Annotated in this window: 13 protein-coding genes; 7 read left to right on the forward strand and 6 right to left on the reverse strand. The window is 64.2% G+C overall.

What is annotated here, in order from left to right; all coding sequences use genetic code 11:
- Positions 1–24 precede the first annotated feature (24 nt).
- The gene (locus ACFPFW_RS03315) at positions 25–216 is read left to right on the forward strand and encodes a hypothetical protein (protein ID WP_114957441.1); all 192 of its coding nucleotides are present in this window, start codon (positions 25–27) and stop codon (positions 214–216) included.
- A 107-nt stretch (positions 217–323) separates the two neighbouring features.
- Here the strand turns inward: ACFPFW_RS03315 and ACFPFW_RS03320 are convergent, their stop codons facing one another.
- Positions 324–1,772, reverse strand: coding sequence for an acetamidase/formamidase family protein (locus tag ACFPFW_RS03320; RefSeq protein ID WP_114957442.1), 1,449 nt, complete (start codon positions 1,770–1,772; stop codon positions 324–326).
- Between the two features lie 309 nt (positions 1,773–2,081).
- On the opposite strand from ACFPFW_RS03320, the gene ACFPFW_RS03325 reads away from it, so the two are divergent.
- The 3 genes from ACFPFW_RS03325 (at position 2,082) to ACFPFW_RS03335 (ending at position 11,692) form a co-directional block, all read left to right on the forward strand.
- On the forward strand, positions 2,082–4,421 hold the full coding sequence (locus tag ACFPFW_RS03325) for an acetamidase/formamidase family protein (RefSeq protein ID WP_114957443.1): 2,340 nt from the start codon (positions 2,082–2,084) through the stop codon (positions 4,419–4,421).
- A gap of 247 nt (positions 4,422–4,668) precedes the next feature.
- A complete protein-coding gene (locus ACFPFW_RS03330; RefSeq protein ID WP_114957444.1) occupies positions 4,669–9,633 on the forward strand; it encodes a HAMP domain-containing protein in 4,965 nt (1,654 codons plus the stop codon).
- Positions 9,634–9,640: 7 nt separating this feature from the next.
- The gene (locus tag ACFPFW_RS03335; protein ID WP_379769419.1) at positions 9,641–11,692 is read left to right on the forward strand and encodes a response regulator; all 2,052 of its coding nucleotides are present in this window, start codon (positions 9,641–9,643) and stop codon (positions 11,690–11,692) included.
- Positions 11,693–11,723: 31 nt separating this feature from the next.
- On the opposite strand, the gene ACFPFW_RS03340 is transcribed toward ACFPFW_RS03335, so the two are convergent.
- The 3 genes from ACFPFW_RS03340 to ACFPFW_RS03350 are packed head-to-tail and all read right to left on the reverse strand — an operon-like array spanning position 11,724 to position 15,578.
- The gene (locus ACFPFW_RS03340; RefSeq protein WP_114957445.1) at positions 11,724–14,015 is read right to left on the reverse strand and encodes a xanthine dehydrogenase family protein molybdopterin-binding subunit; all 2,292 of its coding nucleotides are present in this window, start codon (positions 14,013–14,015) and stop codon (positions 11,724–11,726) included.
- 1 nt (position 14,016) lies between these two features.
- The gene (locus ACFPFW_RS03345) at positions 14,017–15,030 is read right to left on the reverse strand and encodes an FAD binding domain-containing protein (RefSeq protein ID WP_114957446.1); all 1,014 of its coding nucleotides are present in this window, start codon (positions 15,028–15,030) and stop codon (positions 14,017–14,019) included.
- Entirely contained in the window at positions 15,030–15,578 is a 549-nt protein-coding gene (locus ACFPFW_RS03350) for a (2Fe-2S)-binding protein (RefSeq protein ID WP_379769488.1), read from the reverse strand. Before ACFPFW_RS03350 ends, ACFPFW_RS03345 begins: the two co-directional genes overlap by 1 nt.
- 211 nt (positions 15,579–15,789) lie before the next feature.
- On the opposite strand from ACFPFW_RS03350, the gene ACFPFW_RS03355 reads away from it, so the two are divergent.
- A complete protein-coding gene (locus tag ACFPFW_RS03355; RefSeq protein WP_162799711.1) occupies positions 15,790–17,658 on the forward strand; it encodes an AMP-binding protein in 1,869 nt (622 codons plus the stop codon).
- Here the strand turns inward: ACFPFW_RS03355 and olsB are convergent.
- Both olsB and ACFPFW_RS03365 read right to left on the reverse strand, forming a co-directional pair.
- Positions 17,655–18,590, reverse strand: a complete 936-nt coding sequence (gene olsB / locus ACFPFW_RS03360) for a l-ornithine N(alpha)-acyltransferase (RefSeq protein ID WP_114957449.1) — start codon at positions 18,588–18,590, stop codon at positions 17,655–17,657. The two genes, ACFPFW_RS03355 and olsB, sit on opposite strands and share 4 nt — an antisense overlap.
- A gap of 143 nt (positions 18,591–18,733) precedes the next feature.
- Entirely contained in the window at positions 18,734–19,381 is a 648-nt protein-coding gene (locus ACFPFW_RS03365) for a class I SAM-dependent methyltransferase (RefSeq protein ID WP_114957450.1), read from the reverse strand.
- A 148-nt stretch (positions 19,382–19,529) separates the two neighbouring features.
- Here ACFPFW_RS03365 and phnC point away from each other — a divergent pair, with 148 nt between their 5' ends.
- Entirely contained in the window at positions 19,530–20,390 is an 861-nt protein-coding gene (gene phnC / locus ACFPFW_RS03370) for a phosphonate ABC transporter ATP-binding protein (protein WP_114957451.1), read from the forward strand.
- Between the two features lie 23 nt (positions 20,391–20,413).
- The gene (phnD, locus tag ACFPFW_RS03375; RefSeq protein ID WP_114957452.1) at positions 20,414–21,415 is read left to right on the forward strand and encodes a phosphonate ABC transporter substrate-binding protein; all 1,002 of its coding nucleotides are present in this window, start codon (positions 20,414–20,416) and stop codon (positions 21,413–21,415) included.
- Positions 21,416–21,483 lie beyond the last annotated feature (68 nt).

Genomic DNA, 21,483 nt, shown 5'->3' on the forward strand with positions numbered 1-21,483 from the left:
GGCCAGTGTAAGGGAGTTCGACCCATGGAAGCAGAATCGCTGTTGTCCCATTTCGGAATGGCGAGTGCCGCCGAACTCGAGCAGGTCGCTGCGGAATGCGCGCATCTCGCGGAAGAGGCGAAGACCGCCGAGGAATGCTACCGCTATCGCGATCTCGAACTGTCGTTCCGGAACCGCGCGGCGGAAGAGCGGCAGCGGATCATCGTCGAGGGTTGATTCACGATAGTTCCGGGCCGTTGCCCGGCAGCAGTCGACTCTGAGCTGTGAGACAAGCGCGCCGGCGGTTTATCCCCGCCGGCGCTTCATTTTTTTGGGCGGAGCGGTCAGGCCGAAGCGTCGGCGAAGATCTCTTTCTTGATGACCGCGTGGACGCCCCAGTTGCCGTCGACGACCTGGGTGATGCCGAAGTCGACGCCGATCGACATCAGCGAGATCGCCTCGTCCTCGGTCAGGCCCTTTGTCGTCATCAGGAAGCCGCGCATCTTCTTGAAGGCATCCTTCAGCGCGAGGTCGATCGAGCTCTTGCCGAAGATGTCGTTCTGGGCGTTCGGGCCGAGCTCGGCGAGGAAGTTCGCGTAGCTGAAGCCGTGGATCAGCCATTCGTCCTTGGTCTCGAGCATCGGATATTCCAGCGGCTCGAGCGGCGTACCCGCGATATCGGCCTTCTTGTGCAGGATGATCTGGAACGTGCCGGTGAGCGAGCATTCGATCGCGGTGCCGCACATCTCCGAGTCGCCCTGCGAGGCATGGGGGTCGCCGACAGACATCAGCGCGCCCTCGACGGCGACCGGATAGTACATCGTCGCGCCCTTGCCGATGCGCCAGTTGTCGATATTGCCGCCGGTATAGCTAGGCGGGATCGAGTTGACGTAGTCGGCTTCCTTCGGCGCGAGGCCGATGACGCCGAAATGCGGGCGGATCGGAACCCGGACTCCCTTCAGGACATCCGTGTTCTTCTTGATCTTGGAGTGATCGACCGGGACGCCGGGGTAATCGATCGTCGGGTGGACAACGCCCGACGGGTCGGTCTGCGGTTCCCATTTGAAATTGTAGACGGCCTTGGCCCAGTTCCGCGCGCCGCTTGCATCCATCTCGTAGATGGTGATGACCTCGCGCTGCTTCGGCTCGGTGATCAGGTCCTTGTAGTGGAAGCCCCACCACGCCGCGGCGTTCGAGCCGAACGCCTTGCCCTTGTGCGCGGGATTGGCCGAGGGGCGAAACTTGGTGTCGACGATGCGGACCTCGAGCACGTCGCCTTCCTCGGCACCGCGTACGTATACCGGGCCGGTGCAGATGTGGACGCCGAGACCGCCGCCGCCACCGACCTTGGTGTCGTTGACGTCGCCCGCGCCACGGCGTGCGACCTTCTTCTGCTCCTTGGTCCAGTAGAACACGCTCTCGGCACCCGGATCGCCCTTCACCATCAGCGAGGCGTCGTCATTGGCGTGATGCGTCAGCGTCTCAATGGTGACGATGTCGCCGGAATCGATCTCGACCTGCGGCTTCAGCTTCTTGGAGAAATAGCCCCAGTGCACGGTCTGGTCGGTCGCCGGAAGATAGTGGTAGCTCGGCGTGTCGGGCGCTTTCGAGGCCGAGGCCTGGGCGAGGGCGGGTGTCACCAGCGTGGAGGCACCGGTACCGAGCGCGATCGCGCCACCCGTTGCGGCGAAAGCCGATTTCAGGAAGCCGCGCCGCTCCATTCCGAGCGCTTCCATCATCTTCGCCCGGTGCTTCTCGAATTCCGGACAGGTCTTGTCGTCACCTGCGCACATCTTGCGTCTCCATGGCTCGTCTCGCGCCGCATCGGGCGCCTGGAGCGGACGTTAGGCGCGGTTTCGGCCCCTTTGCCAGCGGTGACCGGAGATCGAAGTCGGGCGCCAAGAGAGAGCGTGCAGGTGGTTTATTCAAGTTAAATCAATGCATTATGCCCTCATCGCGAGGGCGCTCGTGCTCAGATACAACGCTCCAAGCCAAGTTTTTGTGCGCCTTGGTCCAAAGTCGTAGGCTCATTTGCCGGCATGATGATCGCATCGCCCGCTTGGCGTGCGTCTTGCGAGTCGAGCACGGGAGGCCTTGGGCCAATGTACGAACGGCCGCATTCGATCTCGATCGACGCATTCCCGCTGACCGAGCAGCGGGAAACCTGGTGCGAAGCTCTGGCCGCCTTGTCGCTGGGTTGCGACCTGCCCGAGGCATTACAGCTTTCTGGAGAGATCCGAATCCAGCATTCGCCGTCCGGAGCACGCCTGTTCCGGCTTAGTTCGACCCGACAGCGGATCACCTGCGCTGGAGCCGGCCGGGCATGCGCCACGGCGCCAATGCTCGTTGTTTTCCATCAGTATGGACGCGGCGCGATCGGGGCGAGCACGCCGCGACGCGAGTTCGCGGACGGAGATGTCTCGGTCTGCGACCGCTCGTCGGCGTTTACGTTGGATCTCCGTGGCGATTTTGAACTGCTCGTTATGGAGGTGCCGCGAGAACGGCTCCTAGCCCGGCTGGGTCGTGCCAGGATCGAATTTCCATCAGTGCTCGGTTCGACGGTCGCCGCAGCTGCCGCCCGCCCGGTAATGCGGGCACTCGCGACGCATTTCGAGACGATTGCCGAAGCGGACATCGTCGCGGCCGAGATCGCGGTGACGGAACTCATTGCCGGCGCACTGCTTGGCGAGGCCCGACTTGCCGATGACAGCGGAAGTCAGGTCCAGGCGGCGCATTTCCGCCGGGTCACGGCCGCCATTGAGGTTCGCCTCGCCGATCCCGATCTGTCCATGGTCGAGATCGCGCGGCAGGAAGCGCTCTCCCAGCGCTACCTGCAGAAGCTGTTCGAACTGCAGGACACGACTTTCTCGGACTATCTCCGCCAGCGAAGGCTCGATCGGGCCAAGATTGATCTCGCCGATCCGGGTCATTCCTCGGAAAGCATCGCCGAGATCGGCTATCGCTGGGGCTTCCGTGATCAGGCGCATTTCAGCCGGGCGTTCAGTATCGCCTTCGGAGTGTCGCCTCGCGGCTTCCGCAGTTCGGCGCCGCAGGGTCCGAGCGTCTATCCGCTGCGCGGCCGGCCATTGGGCAAGGGACCGGGGCCTGTCGTCGTGCCGCTGCGGCCCGCATCCAGCGAGCCGAGCACAAGGGGATCGGCGCCCGATCACCGCGCCGATGCGGAGCCGGTCGACCGTCATCACATCAAGGTCGGCAAGGACAACGTGCACTGGGGCTATCTCAGCCGGTCGATCCCGCCCGTCCTGCGCGTGCGCTCCGGTGCTCAAGTTACGATCGAGACGCTGACCCAGCACGCGTTTGACGATTATGAGCGGATGATCAGGGGCGATCCGGGCGCGGAGGAAGTGTTCCGCTGGACTGCCGAGGGCAAGAACGTCGACCGGCGTGGAGCGGGGCCGATGAACGCCTCGATCTTCGGTCGCGGCGCGGGCGAGGGCTTCGGCGTCCACATCTTCACCGGCCCGGTATTTGTCCAGGATGCCGAGCCGGGCGACGTTCTGGAAGTTCAGATCCTCGATATCGCGCCGCGCCCCAGCGCAAATCCGCTGTTCGAGGGCCGCGCCTTTGCCTCGAATGCGGCCGCGTGGTGGGGATATCAATATTCCGATCTGCTCGACGCGCCGGCCAAGCATGAGTCCGTGACCATCTACGAGGCAGACGGGGAATGGGCGCGGCCGGTCTATTCCTATCGCTGGACACCGCAGACCGATCCGTTCGGCGTCACCCACGAGACGATGGATTATCCCGGCGTACCGGTCGACCATTCGCGGGTGCGTGAGGAGCACGGCATCATGCCGAATGTGCGGGTGCCGCTCCGCCCGCATTTCGGCTGCATGGCCGTGGCTCCGCGCGAAAGCGACATGATCGATTCGATCCCGCCCGGCTATTTCGGCGGTAATTTCGATAATTGGCGCGCGGCCAAGGGTTCGACGCTTTATTTGCCGGTCGCTGTGCCGGGCGCGCTTTTCTCGGTCGGAGACGGCCATCTGGCGCAGGGCGATGGCGAGATCAACGGCACGGCGCTGGAAGCCTCATTGACCGGGACCTTCCGTTTCATCGTCCACAAGCGGAATGCGCCCGGGAAACCATTCCTCAAGGGCCTCAACGGGCCGTTATTGGAGACCCCGAGCGAATTCGTACTGCACGGGTTCAGCTATCCGAACTACTTACGAGAGCTAGGTCGCAACGCCCAATCCGAGGTCTACAAGAAGTCATCGTTGAGCCGGGCGCTGCGCTCGGCCTTCCGCTCGACACGTCGTTTTCTGATGGATGTCTGGGGCCTGAGCGAGGATCAGGCGATCTCGCTGATCTCGGTCGCGGTAGACTTCGGCGTGACCCAGGTCGCGGACGGCAATTGGGGCGTTCATGCGGTCGTCCGGAAGGACATGTTCGAAGGCGAACCCGCTCCGGCCAAGTCGTAAACAGCCGCAGGTGTCTGGGACATCTTGGGAAATCGTTAACCCCTTCATCTCGGCTGACTTATCCAGATTGACGGACGCCTCGGTCTCATAAAGAGTCTCTGTCGGGGGGCGCGAATCCAACCACGGAATCGTGGGGGAGGCTGGTTCGTGCCTAAGGCAACGACTTCTCTTCATGCCGATGGGCGTGTCGTCCCCGGTGCTTGTTTCTGCTCGTCTCTTCCGCTGCTCTCGATCGAAGGAGCATGCGATGCGTGACGAGACCCATTCCTCCCTCGATGAACGGCAATTGCTCGGAGTGCTACGCGCCTTCCGAAAGGGCGATTTCTCGGCCCGCCTGCCAAACGACTTGACGGGGATCGCCGGTGAGATCGCCGAGGCCTTCAACGACGTCGTCGAGCTGAACGAGCGGACCACGCGAGAGCTCGCACGCCTTGGCGACATGGTCGGCAAGGAAGGCAAGATCAGCCATCGCGCCCGGTTGCCGCACGCGCAGGGCTCTTGGTCGGCCAATATCGACACCGTCAATACTCTGATCGCCGACACGCTGCAGCCGACGGCTGAAGTCGCGCGCGTGATCGGCGCGGTGGCGAAGGGTGACCTGTCGCAGACGATGAATCTGGAGATCGACGGGCGCGAACTGCGCGGCGAATTCCTACGCATCGGCAAGGTCGTGAATACGATGGTGGGCCAGCTCGGCTCGTTCGCCTCGGAAGTGACGCGTGTGGCCCGCGAAGTCGGCACGGAAGGCAAGCTCGGCGGACAGGCGAAAGTGAGCGGCGTCGGCGGCACCTGGAAGGACCTGACCGACAACGTCAATGCCATGGCCGCGAACCTGACGGGCCAGGTGCGTAACATCGCCGAGGTGACGACCGCCGTCGCCAATGGCGACCTGTCGAAGAAGATCACCGTCGACGTGCGCGGCGAAATTCTGGAACTGAAGAACACCATCAACACGATGGTGGACCAGCTGAACTCGTTCGCCTCGGAAGTGACGCGTGTCGCCCGCGAAGTCGGCACCGAAGGCAAGCTCGGCGGCCAGGCGCGCGTGGAAGGCGTGGCCGGTACGTGGAAAGACCTGACCGATAACGTCAACGGCATGGCGGCGAACCTGACGGGTCAGGTGCGTAACATCGCCGACGTCACGACCGCCGTGGCGCGCGGTGACCTGTCGAAGAAGATCACCGTCGACGTGAAGGGCGAAATCCTGGAGCTGAAGAACACCATCAACACGATGGTGGACCAGCTGAATTCGTTCGCCTCGGAAGTGACGCGCGTGGCGCGCGAAGTGGGCACCGAAGGCAAGCTCGGCGGCCAGGCCAAGGTGGAAGGCGTGGCCGGCACGTGGAAAGACCTGACCGATAACGTCAACGGCATGGCGGCGAACCTCACCGGCCAGGTGCGTAACATCGCCGAGGTGACGACGGCCGTCGCGACCGGCGATTTGTCGAAGAAGATCACCGTCGACGTGCGTGGCGAAATCCTCGAACTGAAATCGACCATCAACACGATGGTGGACCAGCTGAACTCGTTCGCTTCGGAAGTGACGCGTGTCGCCCGCGAAGTGGGTACGGAAGGCAAGCTCGGCGGCCAGGCCCAGGTCGAGGGCGTGGCCGGCACGTGGAAGGACCTGACCGACAACGTCAACGGCATGGCGGCGAACCTCACCGGCCAGGTGCGTAACATCGCCGACGTCACGACCGCCGTCGCGAACGGCGATTTGTCGAAGAAGATCACCGTCGACGTGCAGGGCGAGATCCTGCAGCTGAAGAACACCGTCAACACGATGGTGGACCAGCTGAACTCGTTCGCTTCGGAAGTGACGCGCGTCGCCCGCGAAGTGGGTACGGAAGGCAAGCTCGGCGGCCAGGCCCAGGTGAAGGGCGTGGCCGGCACGTGGAAGGACCTGACCGACAACGTCAACGGCATGGCGGCGAACCTGACCGGCCAGGTGCGCGGCATCGCCGACGTCGTCACCGCGGTGGCACAAGGCAATCTGAAGCGCAAGCTGACCGTTGACGCGAAGGGCGAGATCGCCTCTCTCGCCGACACCATCAACGGCATGATCGAGACCTTGGCAACGTTTGCTGATCAGGTGACGAACGTCGCGCGCGAGGTCGGTATCGAGGGCAAGCTCGGCGGCCAGGCGCGCGTGCCGGGCGCCGCTGGCCTGTGGCGCGACCTGACCGACAACGTCAACCAGCTCGCCGCGAACCTGACCACGCAGGTCCGCGCCATCGCCGAAGTGTCGACCGCCGTGACCAAAGGCGACCTGACGCGATCCATCACCGTCGAGGCCTCGGGCGAGGTCGCGGCGCTGAAGGACAACATCAACGAGATGATCCGCAACCTGAAGGATCAGACGTTAAAGAACACCGAGCAGGACTGGCTGAAGACCAACCTCGCGCGGTTCAGCCGCATGCTGCAGGGCGAGCGCGACCTCGCGACCGTGTCGAACATGGTGCTGTCGGAACTCGCGCCGCTGGTGAACGCGCAGCATGCGGTGTTCTACGTCAACCAGACCGACGACATGACCAACGAGCCGTCGCTCAAGCTCGCCGCGAGCTATGCCGCCAGCCAGTCGACGCCGCCCCCCGGCTATTTCAAGTTCGGCCAGGGGCTGATCGGCCAGTGCGCGGCGGAGAAGGAGCGCATCCTTCTGAAGAGCGTGCCGTCCGATTACGTGAAGATCAGTTCCGGCCTTGGCGAGGCGACGCCGCTGAACGTCATCGTCCTACCGGCCCTCTTCGAGGACGACGTCAACGCCGTGCTTGAGCTCGCCTCGTTCGGCGAATTCAGCGAGACGCACCAGGTCTTTCTCGACCAACTGATGGAATCGATCGGCATCGTTCTCAATACGATCGCTGCGAACATGCGGACCGAGAGCCTGCTGGAGCAGTCGCAGCTTCTGACCGCTGAGTTGCAGATGCAGCAGGAGGAGTTGAAAAAGACGAACGACCGTCTCGAACAGCAGGCGACGACGCTTCGCCAGTCGGAAGAACTTCTCCGCTCCAACCAGGATCAGTTGCAGACCACGAACCTCGAGCTCGAGGAGAAGGCGCAGCTTCTCTCAATGCAGAACAAGCAGGTGGAAGCGAAGAACCGCGAGGTGGAACAGGCGAAGCTGGAACTCGAAGACAAGGCCGAACAGCTCGCCCTGACCTCGAAGTACAAATCCGAGTTCCTGGCCAATATGAGCCACGAGCTCCGTACGCCGCTTAACAGCCTTTTGATCCTGTCGAAGCTCCTCGCCGAGAACAGCGCAGGCAATCTGACCGAGAAGCAGGTCGAGTTCGCTCGCACGATCAATCATGCGGGCACCGACCTGCTGGCGCTGATCAACGACATTCTCGACCTGTCAAAGATCGAGTCCGGAACCGTGACGCTCGATGTCAGCGAAATGCCGTTCGACCAGCTGGGAGACGATATGCGCCGGACCTTCGCGCAGATCGCCCAGACCAAGAAGCTCGACTTCTCGATCGACCTCGATCCCAGGCTGCCGGCTTCGATCCACACTGACGAGAAGCGCTTGCAGCAGATCATCAAGAACCTGCTGTCGAACGCCTTCAAGTTCACCGAGAGCGGCCATGTCCATCTGAAGATCGAACAGGCTTCGTCCGGCTGGAGCGCGCAGCATTTCGATCGGCGGGGCAAGGTCGTGGCGTTCACCGTAGAGGACACCGGCATCGGCATTCCCGAAGACAAGCAGCGGCTGATCTTCGAGGCTTTCCAGCAGGCCGACGGCACGACCAGCCGCAAATACGGCGGCACCGGCCTCGGCCTCTCCATCAGCCGCGAGATCACGCGGCTGCTCGGCGGCGAACTGACGGTGACGAGCAATTCCGGCAACGGCTCGGCGTTCACGCTGTATCTGCCGCTCAACATGGCGCCGTCGGCGCAGCCAGTCCGTACGCCGGTCGCTCGCGGCATCTCCAGCATCCAGATACCGGAGCCGCAGACCGAGCGAGTGGCGGACGATCGCGAGACAATCAGCAAGAACGACCACGTCATCCTCATCGTCGAGGACGATCCACGCTTTGCCGGCGTCATCCTCAGCATGGCGCGCGAGGCCGGGTTCAAGGGCGTGGTGACGGCGGAGGGCACCTCGGTCGTGCCGCTCGCCAAACGCTACCATCCGGACGCGATCACGCTCGATATTGGCCTGCCGGACATGGATGGCTTCGCATTGCTCGATCTGCTGAAGCGAAACCCGGAGACACGTCATATCCCGATCCACGTCATTTCGGGCTTCGACGAAAGCGGGCTCAGCCTTGAGATCGGTGCCTATGGCGTGTCGAGCAAGCCGGTCGAGCGTGAAACGATCCTGTCGACCTTCGGCAAGGTGAAGGACCTCAACGCACGACAGCGGCGCCTCCTCGCCTTCGAACCGCCGTCGCGCAAGGGACGCATCGCCGACGTCATCGGCGACCGCGCCGTCGAGACCGAGAGCGTCTCGGAACAGAAGAATCTGGTCCGGGCGCTGTCGCAAGATTCGTTCGATTGCGTAGTGCTCGACCTCGAACACCCGGTCGAGGCGTTGTCCGACGAGGTGATCGACGCGATCCGCGCATCGCAGGCCCCGGTGATCGCCTATGCGCCGGAGTCCGGGACCACGGTTGGGACGCTTCTCGGCCGGATCGAACGGTTGCGCGTGGTCAACACGATCGCCCTGTTGCAGGACGACGCGGCGCTCTGCCTGCATCGGCCGTTCGAGGAATTGTCCGATGCGGTCCAGGCCACTCTGCAGGCGCTCCGCCGCTGCGATCCGCAACTTGCCGGACGGAAGGTGCTCGTCATCGACGATGATATCCGCAACATCTTCTCGCTCACCAGCGCGCTCGAAGAGCACGGCATGGAGCTTCACTATGCCGAAAGCGGGCAGGCCGGGCTTGAGCTCCTCCGGAGAATCTCGGATGCCGATATCGCGCTCGTCGACATCATGATGCCCGGGATGGACGGCTATGAGACGATCAAGGAAATTCGGAGTATTCCGAGCTTCGCGGGGCTGCCGGTGATCGCCGTAACGGCGAAGGCCATGAAGGGCGACCGGCAGAAATGCATCGAGGCCGGCGCGTCCGACTATGTCGCAAAGCCCGTCGACATGGATCAGCTGATCTCCGTGCTGCGTGTCTGGTTGCACCGGGCCGAGCAGATCGACCAGTCGCGGACCAATGTCGCGGCGCTCAATGACTCTCTCCGTCAACAGGCTGACTGATCAAACGATGTCGCTGCAAGCGATGGACATGCCGGATTCGGAAGAGCCCCCGGCGCACAAGCCGGCGAGGGCCAAAATATTGATCGTCGACGACGATGAGCGGAATGCGCTCGCCGTCACCACGGTACTGGAAGAGCTTGACCAGGAACTGGTCGTCGCCCGCTCCGGTGAGGAAGCGCTTCGATGCCTTCTTCACGACGACTTCGCGGTGATCCTGCTCGACCTGCACATGCCCGGCATGGACGGCTATGAGACCGCGGAGCTGATCCGGGCCCGGCGGCGCACCCAGCACATTCCGATCGTCTTCCTCACCGCTGTCTTCCGCGATGAATCGCATCTGATCCAAGCCTATTCGGCCGGCGCGGTCGACATGGTGTTCAAGCCGGTCGATCCGTTCGTGCTACGCTCGAAGGTCTCCGTTTTCGTCCAGCTCTATCTCAAGCAGGCCGAGGCACAGCGGGAAGCGGAACTCCGGCACCGCCTCCAGGAGGAGAACTTCCGCGTCCGTACGGAAAAGCTCCTCGCCGAGCAGGAACTGAAACGGACACAGGCGCGGCAGGACGCGATCCTGCAATCCCTGGCGGTCTGCTTCCATTCGAGCACCGCCGAGCCGCCGTTCGAGACCGGCTTCATCTCGGACACGGTCGAGAAGCTGACCGGCTTCCCCGCCGCGCGCTTCATGGAGGATCCCGGTTTCGGCTTCACCCGGATGCATCCCGACGATGCCGACCGGGTCGTGGCGGAACTGAGGGCGGCCCAGGAGACCGGCTCGTACTCGTCCGAATTCCGCTGGCGCTGCGCCGACGGCAGCTACCGTACATTCCTCGACCAGGGCGTTACCGCTATGGGCGAGGACGGGAGGCAGGAATTGTTCGGCACGATGATCGACGTGACCGAGCTGCGCATGCTGCAGCAGCAGCTTGTGCAGGCGCAGAAGATGGAGACCGTCGGTCAGCTCACGGGCGGCATCGCGCACGATTTCAACAATCTGCTGACCGTCATCATGGGTAATCTCGATCTCGTCTCGCGCAAGATCACCGGCGACGAGAGGATCAACCGGCAATTGGGCGCGATCCGTCATGCCGCGGAGCGCGGGCAGAACCTGACGAGCCAGTTACTCGCCTTCTCCCGCCGACAGCACCTGACACCGGAAGTGCTCGACGTGAATCTCCTGATCACGCGCTTCGAAAGCCTGGTCCGGCACGCCGTTGGCGAGATTGTGCATCTCGAGACGGTGGCGGCCAGCAAAGCGGTGATCTGCGATGTCGACCCGGCGCAGCTTGAGACCGCGCTGCTCAATCTGGCGGTCAATGCACGCGACGCCATGCCGTCAGGCGGCAAGCTCGTTTTTGAAGTCCGGCCTCTGTCGGACGGGGACGAGCTTTTGTCCGACAGGCCGCCCGAGGCGAATGGTCCGTGGATCGCGATCAGCGCCATCGACACCGGTGTCGGAATGCCGCCGGAAGTGATCGCGCGGGCGTTCGAGCCGTTCTTCACCACCAAAGGGCCAGGCAAGGGCAGCGGCCTCGGCCTGAGCCAGGTCTACGGCTTCGCACGGCAGTCCGGCGGCTTCGTCGCGGTGCGCAGCGAAGTCGGCCAGGGCACGCGTATGGCGATCTGCCTCCCGCTTTGCGAAAAGCAGCCCGAGCGGGTGGTTAGCGACGAGATCGGCGACAAGCCGCTCAGCGGCAATGCCGAGCGCATCCTGCTCGTCGAGGACGATGCCGCCGTGCTCGCGCTCGGGATCGAGATGCTGATGGATCTTGGCTACCAGGTGACCACGGCGTCGGATGCAGCGAGCGCGCTCGAAATCATAAAGCGCGGCGAGCCGATCGATCTCATCTTCTCCGATGTCGTGATGCCGGGTGGGAAATCGGGTGTTGATCTCGCGCGCGAGGTCAAGGAACTCAGGCCCGGCCTGCCGGTCCTCCTGACCTCGGGTTACACCGGCGAGGCGCTCAACGTGCATACGCGGGACGTCGAAACCTTGCCGCTGATCGCGAAGCCGTTCCGGCAGGAAGAGCTGGCGGCGAAGCTCCGCGAGACGATGGGCGCATAAGCTCCAGCGGGGACGCCGAAGCTTTGTTCATTCAAGCCAGAAGCGCCTCGATCCTGACCGGGAGGTCTCGGATGCGGATGCCGGTTGCGTGATAAACCGCGTTGGCTACCGCCGCTGCCGTTCCGACATTGGCGAGCTCGCCGAGGCCTTTCACGCCGACCGGATTTACCTCGTTGTCGATCTCCGGCACCAGGATGATATCTATGTCGCGGATGTCGGCGTTCACCGGGATCAGGTATTCGGCGATGTTGTCGTTGACGTAGCGCGCGCGCTTCTCGTCTAGCTCGGTCTTTTCGTGCAGGGCCGAGGCGATGCCCCAGATCATGCCGCCCATCAGCTGCGAGTGCGTGGTGCGGGTGTTGAGGATGCGTCCCGCGGCAAACGCGCCGATGGCGCGCGGGCAACGGACCTCGCGGGTACGCTGGTTGACCCGAACCTCGACGAATTCGGCACCGAGCGAATACATCAGCTTCTCGCCGTTCGAACCACCGACGAAGGTCGGCTTGCCCTGATAGAGTCTCTCCATCGCGTTCGAACTCGCGCCCGCCGGGACGAACTCGGCATATTCCTCGATCTGGTTCTGGCCGAGGCGTTCGAAGAGCTTGGCCAGCTCTTCCGACCGGCCGTCCTGCGCGACGGCCCGGCCCTCCCGCAGCCTGATTTGGCCATCCGGGACCCCGGCGAGCGGAGCGCCGTCGCCTGAGGAAGCGCCGCCGATCAGCCTCGTCCTGATCTGCGCGCACGCCTTCAGCACAGCGGAACCTGCGGCCGCCGTCGTAACGGAGCCGCCGGCCACCGGACCGGCCGGAAGCAGGGTATCGCCGAGCTCCACGCGAACCTTCTCGACCGGTACGCCGAGCTCGCTCGCGACCAACTGACCGATCACGGTATAGGCGCCGGTGCCGATGTCATGCACAGCGATCTGGACGAGCGCCTCGCCGGTGGAGCGGAGACTGACGCGCGCCGCCGACGCGGCATTGTGGGTCGGATAGACCGCCGTGGCACAGCCCCAGCCGACCAGCCATTCGCCGTCCCGCATCGAGCCCGGCTCGGGATTGCGCTTCGACCATCCGAAAGCTTCGGCGGCTTGGTCGTAGCAGGTCATCAGCGACCGGCTCGACCATTCCTTGCCGAAGCTGTCCTTCATGCCGTCGTTCTTCCGGCGAAGCTCGACGGGGTCCATCCTTAGCTTGACCGCAAGCTCGTCGAGCGCGCTTTCGAGTGCGTAGACATAAGGAACGACTGGCGGCGAACGCATGAAGCCGGGCGTGTTGCGGTCAGCATGGACGACGTTGACCTTGGTCGCCACGGCGCCGAATGAGTAGAGGTGCGCGGTCTCTTCCGTTCCTTTCACCGAATAGCTGTCGGGACGTGAGGTGATCTCGAAGCCCTCGTGCGAATAGGCGACGAGCCTGCCGTCCCGATCCGAACCGAGTCGGACATGATGCCTGGTCTCGGCGCGATAGGTCGAGATCGTGTAGCCCTGGTCGCGGGTCGCGACGAGCTTCACTGGACGGCCCACTTTCCGCGCCGCATAGGCGACGAGACCCGTACGTGGCGTCATCTGAGCCTTGGAGCCGAACGCACCTCCCACATAGGGGCTGACAACATGGATGTTGTCGGGAGCGACGTCGATGCGTTCGGCGACCGCATTCTTCAATCCGAAAACGAACTGGCTCGGTTCGTAGATCGTCAGCTTGTCGCCCTGCCACGAGCAGGTCGTGGTGAAGAGTTCGATCGGATTGTGGTGCTGGGTCGGCGTCGAATATTCCGCATCCACGGTGACCGCGGCCTTCGACAGCGCGTCCTCAACGTCGCCGGTCGAGAGCCATTCCTTAGCTTGCGTGGCGACCGACATGATGCCGTTGGCATCCTTCATTTCGGTCCCCGCCGATTCGAAGCTCGCGGAGGGCGTGGCCTCCGAATAACCGATCTTTAGGCGGTAGGCCGCCTCGCGCGCATTCTCGAACGTGTCGGCGACCACCATTGCGACGATCTGGCCGTCGTGCCGGATCTCGGGACCGAGCCCTTGTATCGAGGTCGAGGCGCCTCCGCCCTGCTGGCCGTATTTCGTTTGCGTCAGGTCGTCGGTGTTCCTGTGGGTGAATATATCCAGAACCCCCGGCACCTCGCGAGCACCTCGCTCGTCGATCGAGGTGATGTCGCCCCTGGCGATCGCGCTGGTGACGAGAAAGGCGAATGCAGGCTGGCTGACCTGCTGGTCCGACGCATAGCGCGCGACGCCTGTGACCTTCTCGCGCGCATCGTAGCGCGGAACGGGCTGGCCCATATTGGCCTTCGGTTCGGGAGCGGCTGCGCTCATCTCAAATCTCCATCCGGCCGGCGTCGAGAAGGGCGCGGGCGAGCGTCCGTCTGCCGAGTTCGACCTTGAAGGCGTTGTGGGAATAGACCTTTGCGCCGCGAAAAGCGGCTTCGGCCGCGCCGCGCGCGGTCTCGTCGTTCAGCGTCTGGCCATTAATCGTCTCTTCGGCTTCGCGGGCGCGCCAAGGACGCGTGGCGACACCGCCGAGCGCGATGCGGGACCCTCGAACCGTCTGCCCGTCCATGTCGAGTGCGATCGCAGCGGAGGCCAGCGCGAATTCGTAGGACTCGCGATCGCGGATCTTCAGGTAAAGCGAACGCCTGGTCCATGCGCCGGTCGGCACGACGAAGGCCGAGATCAACTCGCCGGGCTGCAACTGCGTTTCGATGTTCGGTGTGTCGCCCGGCTCCTTGTGGAGGTCGGCAAAGGCCAAGCTCCGGCCACCATTCGGGCCGAGCGTCTCGACTTGCGCGTCGAGGGCGATCAGCGCCTGCGCGAAGTCTCCGGGATAGCTGGCGATGCATTTGTCGCTCGTGCCAAGAATCGCGAGGTTGCGGTTATGGCCGTCGAGCGCCGAGCAGCCGGACCCGGGATTTCGTTTGTTGCAGGCCGAATAGCTGACATCGCGGAAATAAGGGCAGCGCGTGCGCTGGAGTACGTTGCCGCCGAGACTCGCCATGTTGCGGATCTGCTGGCTGGCGGCGAGCTGAAGCGCCTGCGCGATCACCGGGAAGTCGCGTTTTACGATCTCGTTCTCGGCGGCCTCGGCCATCTTCACCGAGGCACCGAGCCGGAGACCCTGATCGCTCATCTCGATCGTGCCCGGCAGTTTGCCGACATTCACCAGCGTTTGCGGTTGCATCACGTCGAGCTTCATCAGGTCGAGGATAGTTGTTCCGCCGGCAATGAATTGCGCGGCTGCCGCGGTCGGCGGCGCCTGCTGCTGCCCCTGGATCCGGGCGGCGATGACGGCGGCCTCGGGCTGATCGGCCCGCTCATAGAGGAACGGACGCATCAGGCTTTCCTCATCTCGTTCTTCGCCTGGTTGATGGCGGCGACGATGTTCGGATAGGCGGCGCAGCGGCAAAGATTGCCGCTCATATATTCGCGGATGTCGTCATTCGTGCCGGCATGGCCTTCGTTGACGCAGGCGACGGCGGACATGATCTGGCCAGGCGTGCAATAGCCGCACTGGAAGGCGTCGTGGTCGATGAATGCCTGCTGCATCGGGTGCAGGGCGCCATCAGACGAAGCGAGCCCTTCGATGGTCGTGATCTCGGAACCCTGCGCCATTACCGCGAGCGTCAGACAAGACAGGACGCGCGTCCCGTCGACCAGGACCGTGCAGGCGCCACACTGCCCCTGATCGCAGCCTTTCTTCGAGCCCGTCAGGCCGACATGCTCCCGCAACGTATCGAGAAGCGTCGTGCGGGCATCGAGGCGCAGCGACTGGTCGCGGCCGTTGATGCGAAGCTTGACGTCGACAGGCGCGCGAGGATCGGCGGGCGCGGATTCCGCCTGCTGCGCCCGGGCTTGCTGGATGACCGGAAGGGTTGCCCCCATCGCGGTCGCGGTCAGGAAACTGCGGCGATTGAGGCCGCCCGGCTTTTCGGATTGCGACATGGAAAACCCCATGCTCCGACCAGCTCCCTCGGCCGGCCTCACAAAGAACGTTTCCAAACTGCCCTCGGTTTCTCGCGTAATCCGGAAATCTCGCGGCCGACGGGAAAACGTGATCCGCTTGGTGACATCGGATTGTCGTCAAACCGGACCTATGACCGAGACCAACGCGCCCGCCTTCCACGGGCGCGACGGGACAGGCATGACCTCGCGGGAAGACGCGCGCGACAGGGCGAAACTGGTCCGCTGGGGACGGCGGGCGATCATGCTCGCCTTCCGGCTGGTCTATCGCCTTAAGATCAATGGGCTCGACAATCTGAAATCGGCCGGTCCGGCGCCGTTGATCGTGCTGAACCATGCAAGCTTTCTCGATGCGCCGCTCGCTTGGGCGCTGTTCGGCCCGGATACGAGCTTCGCCATCGACCGGCTGATCGCGCAGGACCCGAAATTCGCGCCGCTGATCAAGTTCGCGCGCGCATTCCGCGTCGACCCGGTCTACCCGGTGCCGGTGCGCGGATTGCTGAAGGCCCTAAAATCCGGCAAGCGCGCCGCGATCTTCCCGGAGGGACGGCTGACCGTCACCGGCGGGATGATGAAGTTCTACGACGGTGCGGCCTGGCTCGCGGATCAGGCGAACGCGGTGGTGCTGCCGGTGCGGATCGACGGGCTGGACCGGACCGGCCTGACGCGCCTCCCCGAAGAACTGATGCGTCGCCACCGCTTTCCACGCGCGACAGTGACGATCGGCGCGCCGTTCAAGGTCGACCTGCCGGAGCATTTGAGCGCGGTGGAACGCCGTGCGGCGGGTACGCGGCAGATCGGCCATGCACTGCGCGACCTGGCGGTGGAGGCGAGCGAATTCGACACGAGCGTCAACGCCGCGCTCGACAAGGCCGCGGAGTGCCACGATCCGAAGCATGAGATCGTCGAGGAAGATCTGTTCGGCCGGGTGACGTATGCGGAGTTGATCGCGCAGGCAAACCGGGTGTCGGCGGGTCTTTCCTGCAATGGCAATGTCGCGGTGATGCTGCCGAATTCGAGCAGCGGTATCGTCGGCATTCTCGGTGTGATGGGCGCCAGTCGCGCGGCGGTTCCGCTCGATCCGAACGAGGCGCCGCACCGGCTGCGAGCGCTTTGCGCTGCGGCTGAGGCCGGAACGGTGCTGACCTCGCGGCGCATGGCGGAGGATGTCGCGGCACTGCTCGGCCACGAACTGCCGGTGCTGTTCGTCGAGGATCTGATCGCGGCGGAAGCGTCGGCTGCGAAGCAGCATGTGATCGATCCGGACACGCCTGCCATCATCCTCGCCGCCTCCGGCGGTGAGGCCGGGACCGGCGTGGTGCTGACGCATCGCAACCTCGTCGCGGCCTGCCGCCAGCTCTCCCTGGCGCTCGATCTCAACCGGCGGGACAAGATGTTCGCGGCGCTGCCGCTGCACGACCCGTTGGGTCTCGTCGCCAGCATTCTGATGCCGCTGCTGAGCGGCGTGAAGGTCTACCTCCATCACTGGCCGCGCGCGGGACACATCGTGTCCGACTATGTCTACGTGGCCAATGCGACGGCGATGATCGCCGACGAGACGCTGCTGGCCTCGATCGCCGAACGGGGCGCGCCGGGTGACCTCCGCACGCTTCGCTACCTGTTCGCGCCCGAGCCGGTGACGGTATCGACGCGCCGGAAACTCGCGGAGACGTTCGGCGCGCGGGTGCTCGGCCTGTTGAGCCTGCCGGAAGCCGGCGGCGTCGCGGCGATCGGTACGATGGACCGCAATCGCGAAACCAGCCACGGCCAGCGTCTTCCGGGGCTCGATATGGTGGCGACGCCGGACGGGCTCGCGCTACGCGGGCCGAATATGATGGCGGGCTATGTCACGCCTTCGGCGCCGGGCCGGATCGTGCAGCGGCCGGAGCACGGCTGGCACCGGACGGGCCTTCAGGCCCGCCTCGACGAGGAGGATTTCCTCTGGGTTGGCCAGAACGCGCGGACGGCCGAGGCCGTCCACGCTTTGATGCAGCTGGGCTAGGCCGCGTAACGGCCGGCGTCGGCGCCGAAGTGGCCGATATAACGCTCGCTGATGGCAGAGACTGGCAGAATGACCATCACGTCCGTCGTGCCGAACTGGCGGTCGACCACGACGTCATGGCCGAACATCGCGCCGAGGCGCAGATAGCCCTTCATCAGCGGCGGCAGTTCACGCATCGCATGCTTCGGGTCCACCGCCTCTTTGGGCAGCAGGTCGAACGGCGCACGAATGGCGGCGTGGGCCGAGACCTGCCATTCGACCGGAGCCGGCGCGTAATGGTGCAGGAAGGACAGAGCAAGCCTGTGCGCATTGGCGTCAGTGCCGGGGAAGCTCGCGCAGCCGACCATCACGTCGAAGCGGTTCTTGACCACGTAAGCCCAGATGCCGTGCCACAGCAGCTCGACGGTGCGCTTGTTGCGGTATGGCGGCAGCACGCAGGAACGACCGAGTTCGAGGAAGCGCAGCCCCGGATGGCGGGCGATCAGCTTCTCGATCTCGTATTCGCCGGCGGTGTAGAAGCCGCCGTCGGCACGGCCCGCGGTCTGCCCGAGCAGGCGGTAGGTGCCGACGACCTTCGGACCCTTCCACGGCTTCTTGCGCGGGGCATCATGGTCGACGACGAGCAGGTGGTCGCAGACGGAGTCGAAGGCGTCGATGTCGCGCTTGGTGAAGTAGGTGCGGGCGTCGGCGATCGCCGCCATTTCCTTGTAGAACACCTTGTAGCGGAGCTTTTGCGCGCGCTTCACGTCGGCGGCGCTGCGGCAGAGGCGGACTTCGAGCGAACCGATCTGGCCGAGGCTCTCGCCGTGGACCTCGTTGCGGTCCTTGAGCCAGATGATCGGGGCGCGTCCGGCGCTGGTAGCGACGGTCGCGGCATTGCGCGGCGTGAACTTGCTCAGAAAGGCGAACGGTTCGGTGTTGAGCCGGGGCATCGGCTTGCGTCCTGGAGTGTTGATCGTCCGTCACCGCGCGGCGCGATGGGATCGTGACGACCAAAACAACATCTCGCGACGGGCCGGAGACAGTTCGATGAAGGATTTGCGAACACCGCCGCCCAAGCGGGCGTGAGCGGCGTTCAGCCGAGCTTGCGGAAGCGCACGAGGCTGTAGAGTGGGCCGAGATCGCGGCGTTCCGCGAGTTCGATGTCGGAACGGGTCTCGGCCCAGCGGACGAGGCGCGAGAACGGAAATTCGGGCCGCAGGCCGATGGCGCGAGTGCGTTGGGCCACCCAGCGCTCGATCGCAGCTCCGATGCCCTGCTCCGAATAGAGATGGCTCATCAGCACGATCTCGCCGCCGGGTCTCAACACGCGCGCGGCCTCGTCCAGCACGCGTTCCGGGTCCGCCACGAGCGTGATCACGAACTGCGCGACGACGACGTTGAAGCTCGCGTCTTCGAATTCGAGATTGTGCGCATCCATGATGCGGATGTCGCGGATATGGGGATAGCGGCCGGTTTCGAGTTTGCGGCGCGCCCTTGCGAGCATCGGCTCGGTGATGTCGATGCCGGTGACCTCGGTCGTCTCGTCATAATCCGGAAAGGAGAGGCCGGTGCCGACGCCGATCTCGAGCACCTTGCCGCCGACCTGGCGCGCCGCCTTCACCGCGGCCTTGCGGCCGATGAGGAAGACCGGCCCGCACAGCGCGTCATAAATTGGCGCCCACCCGCCGTAGGCTTTCTGGACCGTCGCGCGGTCTAGATCGTGAGAAGGTGCGTCGAGCATTGGCGCTTGAATTTAGCCTTCCATCCTGCGGCCGGATGATGACGCCGGGATGTCATTCTCTTCCACAGGGAGAGCGCGCCGGAAGCTCGCGTCATCCGAGCGTCATGCAGGGCTTCTAAGGACTCCGAAAACCGGGGCCAGCAACGCTATGACGGAAGCACTCGCCATTCGTGGTCTGTCCAAGACCTATGGAACTGTCCGCGCGGTAAGCGGCATTTCGCTCTCCATCAAGGCCGGCGAGCGCGTCGCGCTGATCGGTGCCTCGGGCTCCGGCAAGTCGACCATGATGCGTCTCGCATCCGGACTGCTCGTCGGCGATGCCGATGGCGGCGAGGTCCGTGTGTTCGGCGAGGCGATCCAGTCGAACGGCAAGCTTTCCGGCGACGCACGCCGCATCCGCCGCCGCATCGGCCTGATCTTCCAGAAGTTCAATCTCGTGAATCGGATGTCGGTGCTGTCGAACGTGCTGGTCGGCTCGCTCGGCCGCATCTCAGCTTTGCGCGGCACGCTCGGAATGTTCGAGCACGCCGACCGCGAGGCGGCCTGGCTGGCGATGACTCAGGTCGGCATCGAGCAGCACATCTACAAGCGCGCGGAGGCCCTTTCGGGCGGCCAGCAGCAGCGCGCGGCGATCGCCCGTGCCCTCGTCCAGCGCGCCGAGATCATCGTCGCCGACGAGCCGATCGCCTCGCTCGACCCGAAGTCGGCGAAGCGGGTGATGGAAATCCTGTCCAAGCTGAACCGGACGCAAGGCATCACGCTCCTCGTTTCGCTGCATCAGGTCGATTACGCCCGCGCCTATTTCGACCGCGTGATCGCGATGCGCGCGGGCGAAGTGGTCTTCGACGGCCCCGCCGCGAAGCTTACGCCGGCGTTCCTGACGGAACTCTACGGCGCCTCGGCCGAGGAACTGATCCTGCCCGGCCAGACCGAAGCGACGCCGGTAATGGACCCGGCGATCATTGATGTCACGCGTAACCATGCGGCCGAACTCGCCCGCGTGAACTGACAGATTTTTACACGGAGAGCACTATGAAGAAGTTCGTCATTGGCGCGCTCGCCGCGCTGGCTTTCGCCGGTGCGGCGAACGCTGAGGAGATCAAGCAGCTCAACTTCGGCATCATCTCGACGGAGAGCTCGTCGGCTCTCTCGAAGAGCTTCGAGCCGATGCTGAAGGACCTGGAAAAGGCCGTCGGCATCCCGGTGAAGGCGTTCTTCGCGCAGGATTATGCCGGCGTTATCGAAGGCATGCGCTTCAAGAAGGTCGACGTGGCCTGGTACGGCAACAAGGCCGCCATGGAAGCCGTCGACCGCGCCGGTGGCGAAGTGTTCGCCCAGACGACCAAGCCGGACGGCACCAAGGGCTATTACTCGCTCCTCCTCGCCAACAAGTCGAACACCGCGCTCAACGAGCTGAAGGACGTTCTCGACTGCTCGAAAGGCCTGAACTTCGGCAACGGCGACGCGAATTCGACCTCGGGCAACCTCGTCCCGAGCTACTACGTGTTCGCCCTCAACAAGACCGATCCGAACACCTGCTTCAAGCGCGTCGTGGTTTCGAACCATGAGGGCAACGCCCTCGCCGTCGCCAACGGCCAGGTCGACGTCGCGACCAACAACACTGAGAGCATGGACCGTCTGAAGCTGAACCGCACGGCGGACTTCGAGAAGCTGAAGGAAATCTGGCGCTCACCGCTCATCCCGTCCGACCCGATCGTCTGGCGCTCGGACCTCCCGGCCGACGTCAAGGCGAAGGTCTACGCCTTCTTCCTCGGCTATGGCCGTCTCGGCTCGGCTGAAGAAGTCACCCGCGCCCGCGATATCCTGAAGACCACGTCCGATGGCTGGGGTCCGTTCGTCGCGTCGTCGAACGCGCAGCTCTATCCGATCCGTCAGCTCGAGCTCTTCAAGAACAAGCTGAAGGCGCAGAACGACGACAAGCTCGCCGCCGACGAAAAGGCCAAGAAGGTCGCCGAGATCGACGCGCAGCTCGCCGCGCTCGACAAGCTGATGGCCAGCGTCCCGAACATGTAATCCGGACTGTCCCCGGAGGCTTGGAGGGACCCACGGGTCCCTCCTTTTTTGATACGGAGATCGCGACG

The sequence above is a fragment of the Flaviflagellibacter deserti genome, from assembly GCF_042652085.1.
Taxonomy (GTDB): Bacteria; Pseudomonadota; Alphaproteobacteria; order Rhizobiales; family Methylopilaceae; genus Flaviflagellibacter; species Flaviflagellibacter deserti.

What these genes read in the sequence shown, in the direction of transcription:
- ACFPFW_RS03335 (WP_379769419.1), top strand. Translation starts at nt 9,641, where the DNA reads ATGTCGCTGCAAGCGATGGACATGCCGGATTCGGAAGAGCCCCCGGCG.
- ACFPFW_RS03355 (WP_162799711.1), top strand. Translation starts at nt 15,790, where the DNA reads ATGACCGAGACCAACGCGCCCGCCTTCCACGGGCGCGACGGGACAGGC.
- ACFPFW_RS03330 (WP_114957444.1), top strand. Translation starts at nt 4,669, where the DNA reads ATGCGTGACGAGACCCATTCCTCCCTCGATGAACGGCAATTGCTCGGA.
- ACFPFW_RS03315 (WP_114957441.1), top strand. Translation starts at nt 25, where the DNA reads ATGGAAGCAGAATCGCTGTTGTCCCATTTCGGAATGGCGAGTGCCGCC.
- ACFPFW_RS03365 (WP_114957450.1), bottom strand. Translation starts at nt 19,381, where the DNA reads ATGCTCGACGCACCTTCTCACGATCTAGACCGCGCGACGGTCCAGAAA.
- ACFPFW_RS03340 (WP_114957445.1), bottom strand. Translation starts at nt 14,015, where the DNA reads ATGAGCGCAGCCGCTCCCGAACCGAAGGCCAATATGGGCCAGCCCGTT.
- ACFPFW_RS03320 (WP_114957442.1), bottom strand. Translation starts at nt 1,772, where the DNA reads ATGTGCGCAGGTGACGACAAGACCTGTCCGGAATTCGAGAAGCACCGG.
- ACFPFW_RS03325 (WP_114957443.1), top strand. Translation starts at nt 2,082, where the DNA reads ATGTACGAACGGCCGCATTCGATCTCGATCGACGCATTCCCGCTGACC.
- olsB (WP_114957449.1), bottom strand. Translation starts at nt 18,590, where the DNA reads ATGCCCCGGCTCAACACCGAACCGTTCGCCTTTCTGAGCAAGTTCACG.
- ACFPFW_RS03345 (WP_114957446.1), bottom strand. Translation starts at nt 15,030, where the DNA reads ATGCGTCCGTTCCTCTATGAGCGGGCCGATCAGCCCGAGGCCGCCGTC.
- phnC (WP_114957451.1), top strand. Translation starts at nt 19,530, where the DNA reads ATGACGGAAGCACTCGCCATTCGTGGTCTGTCCAAGACCTATGGAACT.
- phnD (WP_114957452.1), top strand. Translation starts at nt 20,414, where the DNA reads ATGAAGAAGTTCGTCATTGGCGCGCTCGCCGCGCTGGCTTTCGCCGGT.
- ACFPFW_RS03350 (WP_379769488.1), bottom strand. Translation starts at nt 15,578, where the DNA reads ATGGGGGCAACCCTTCCGGTCATCCAGCAAGCCCGGGCGCAGCAGGCG.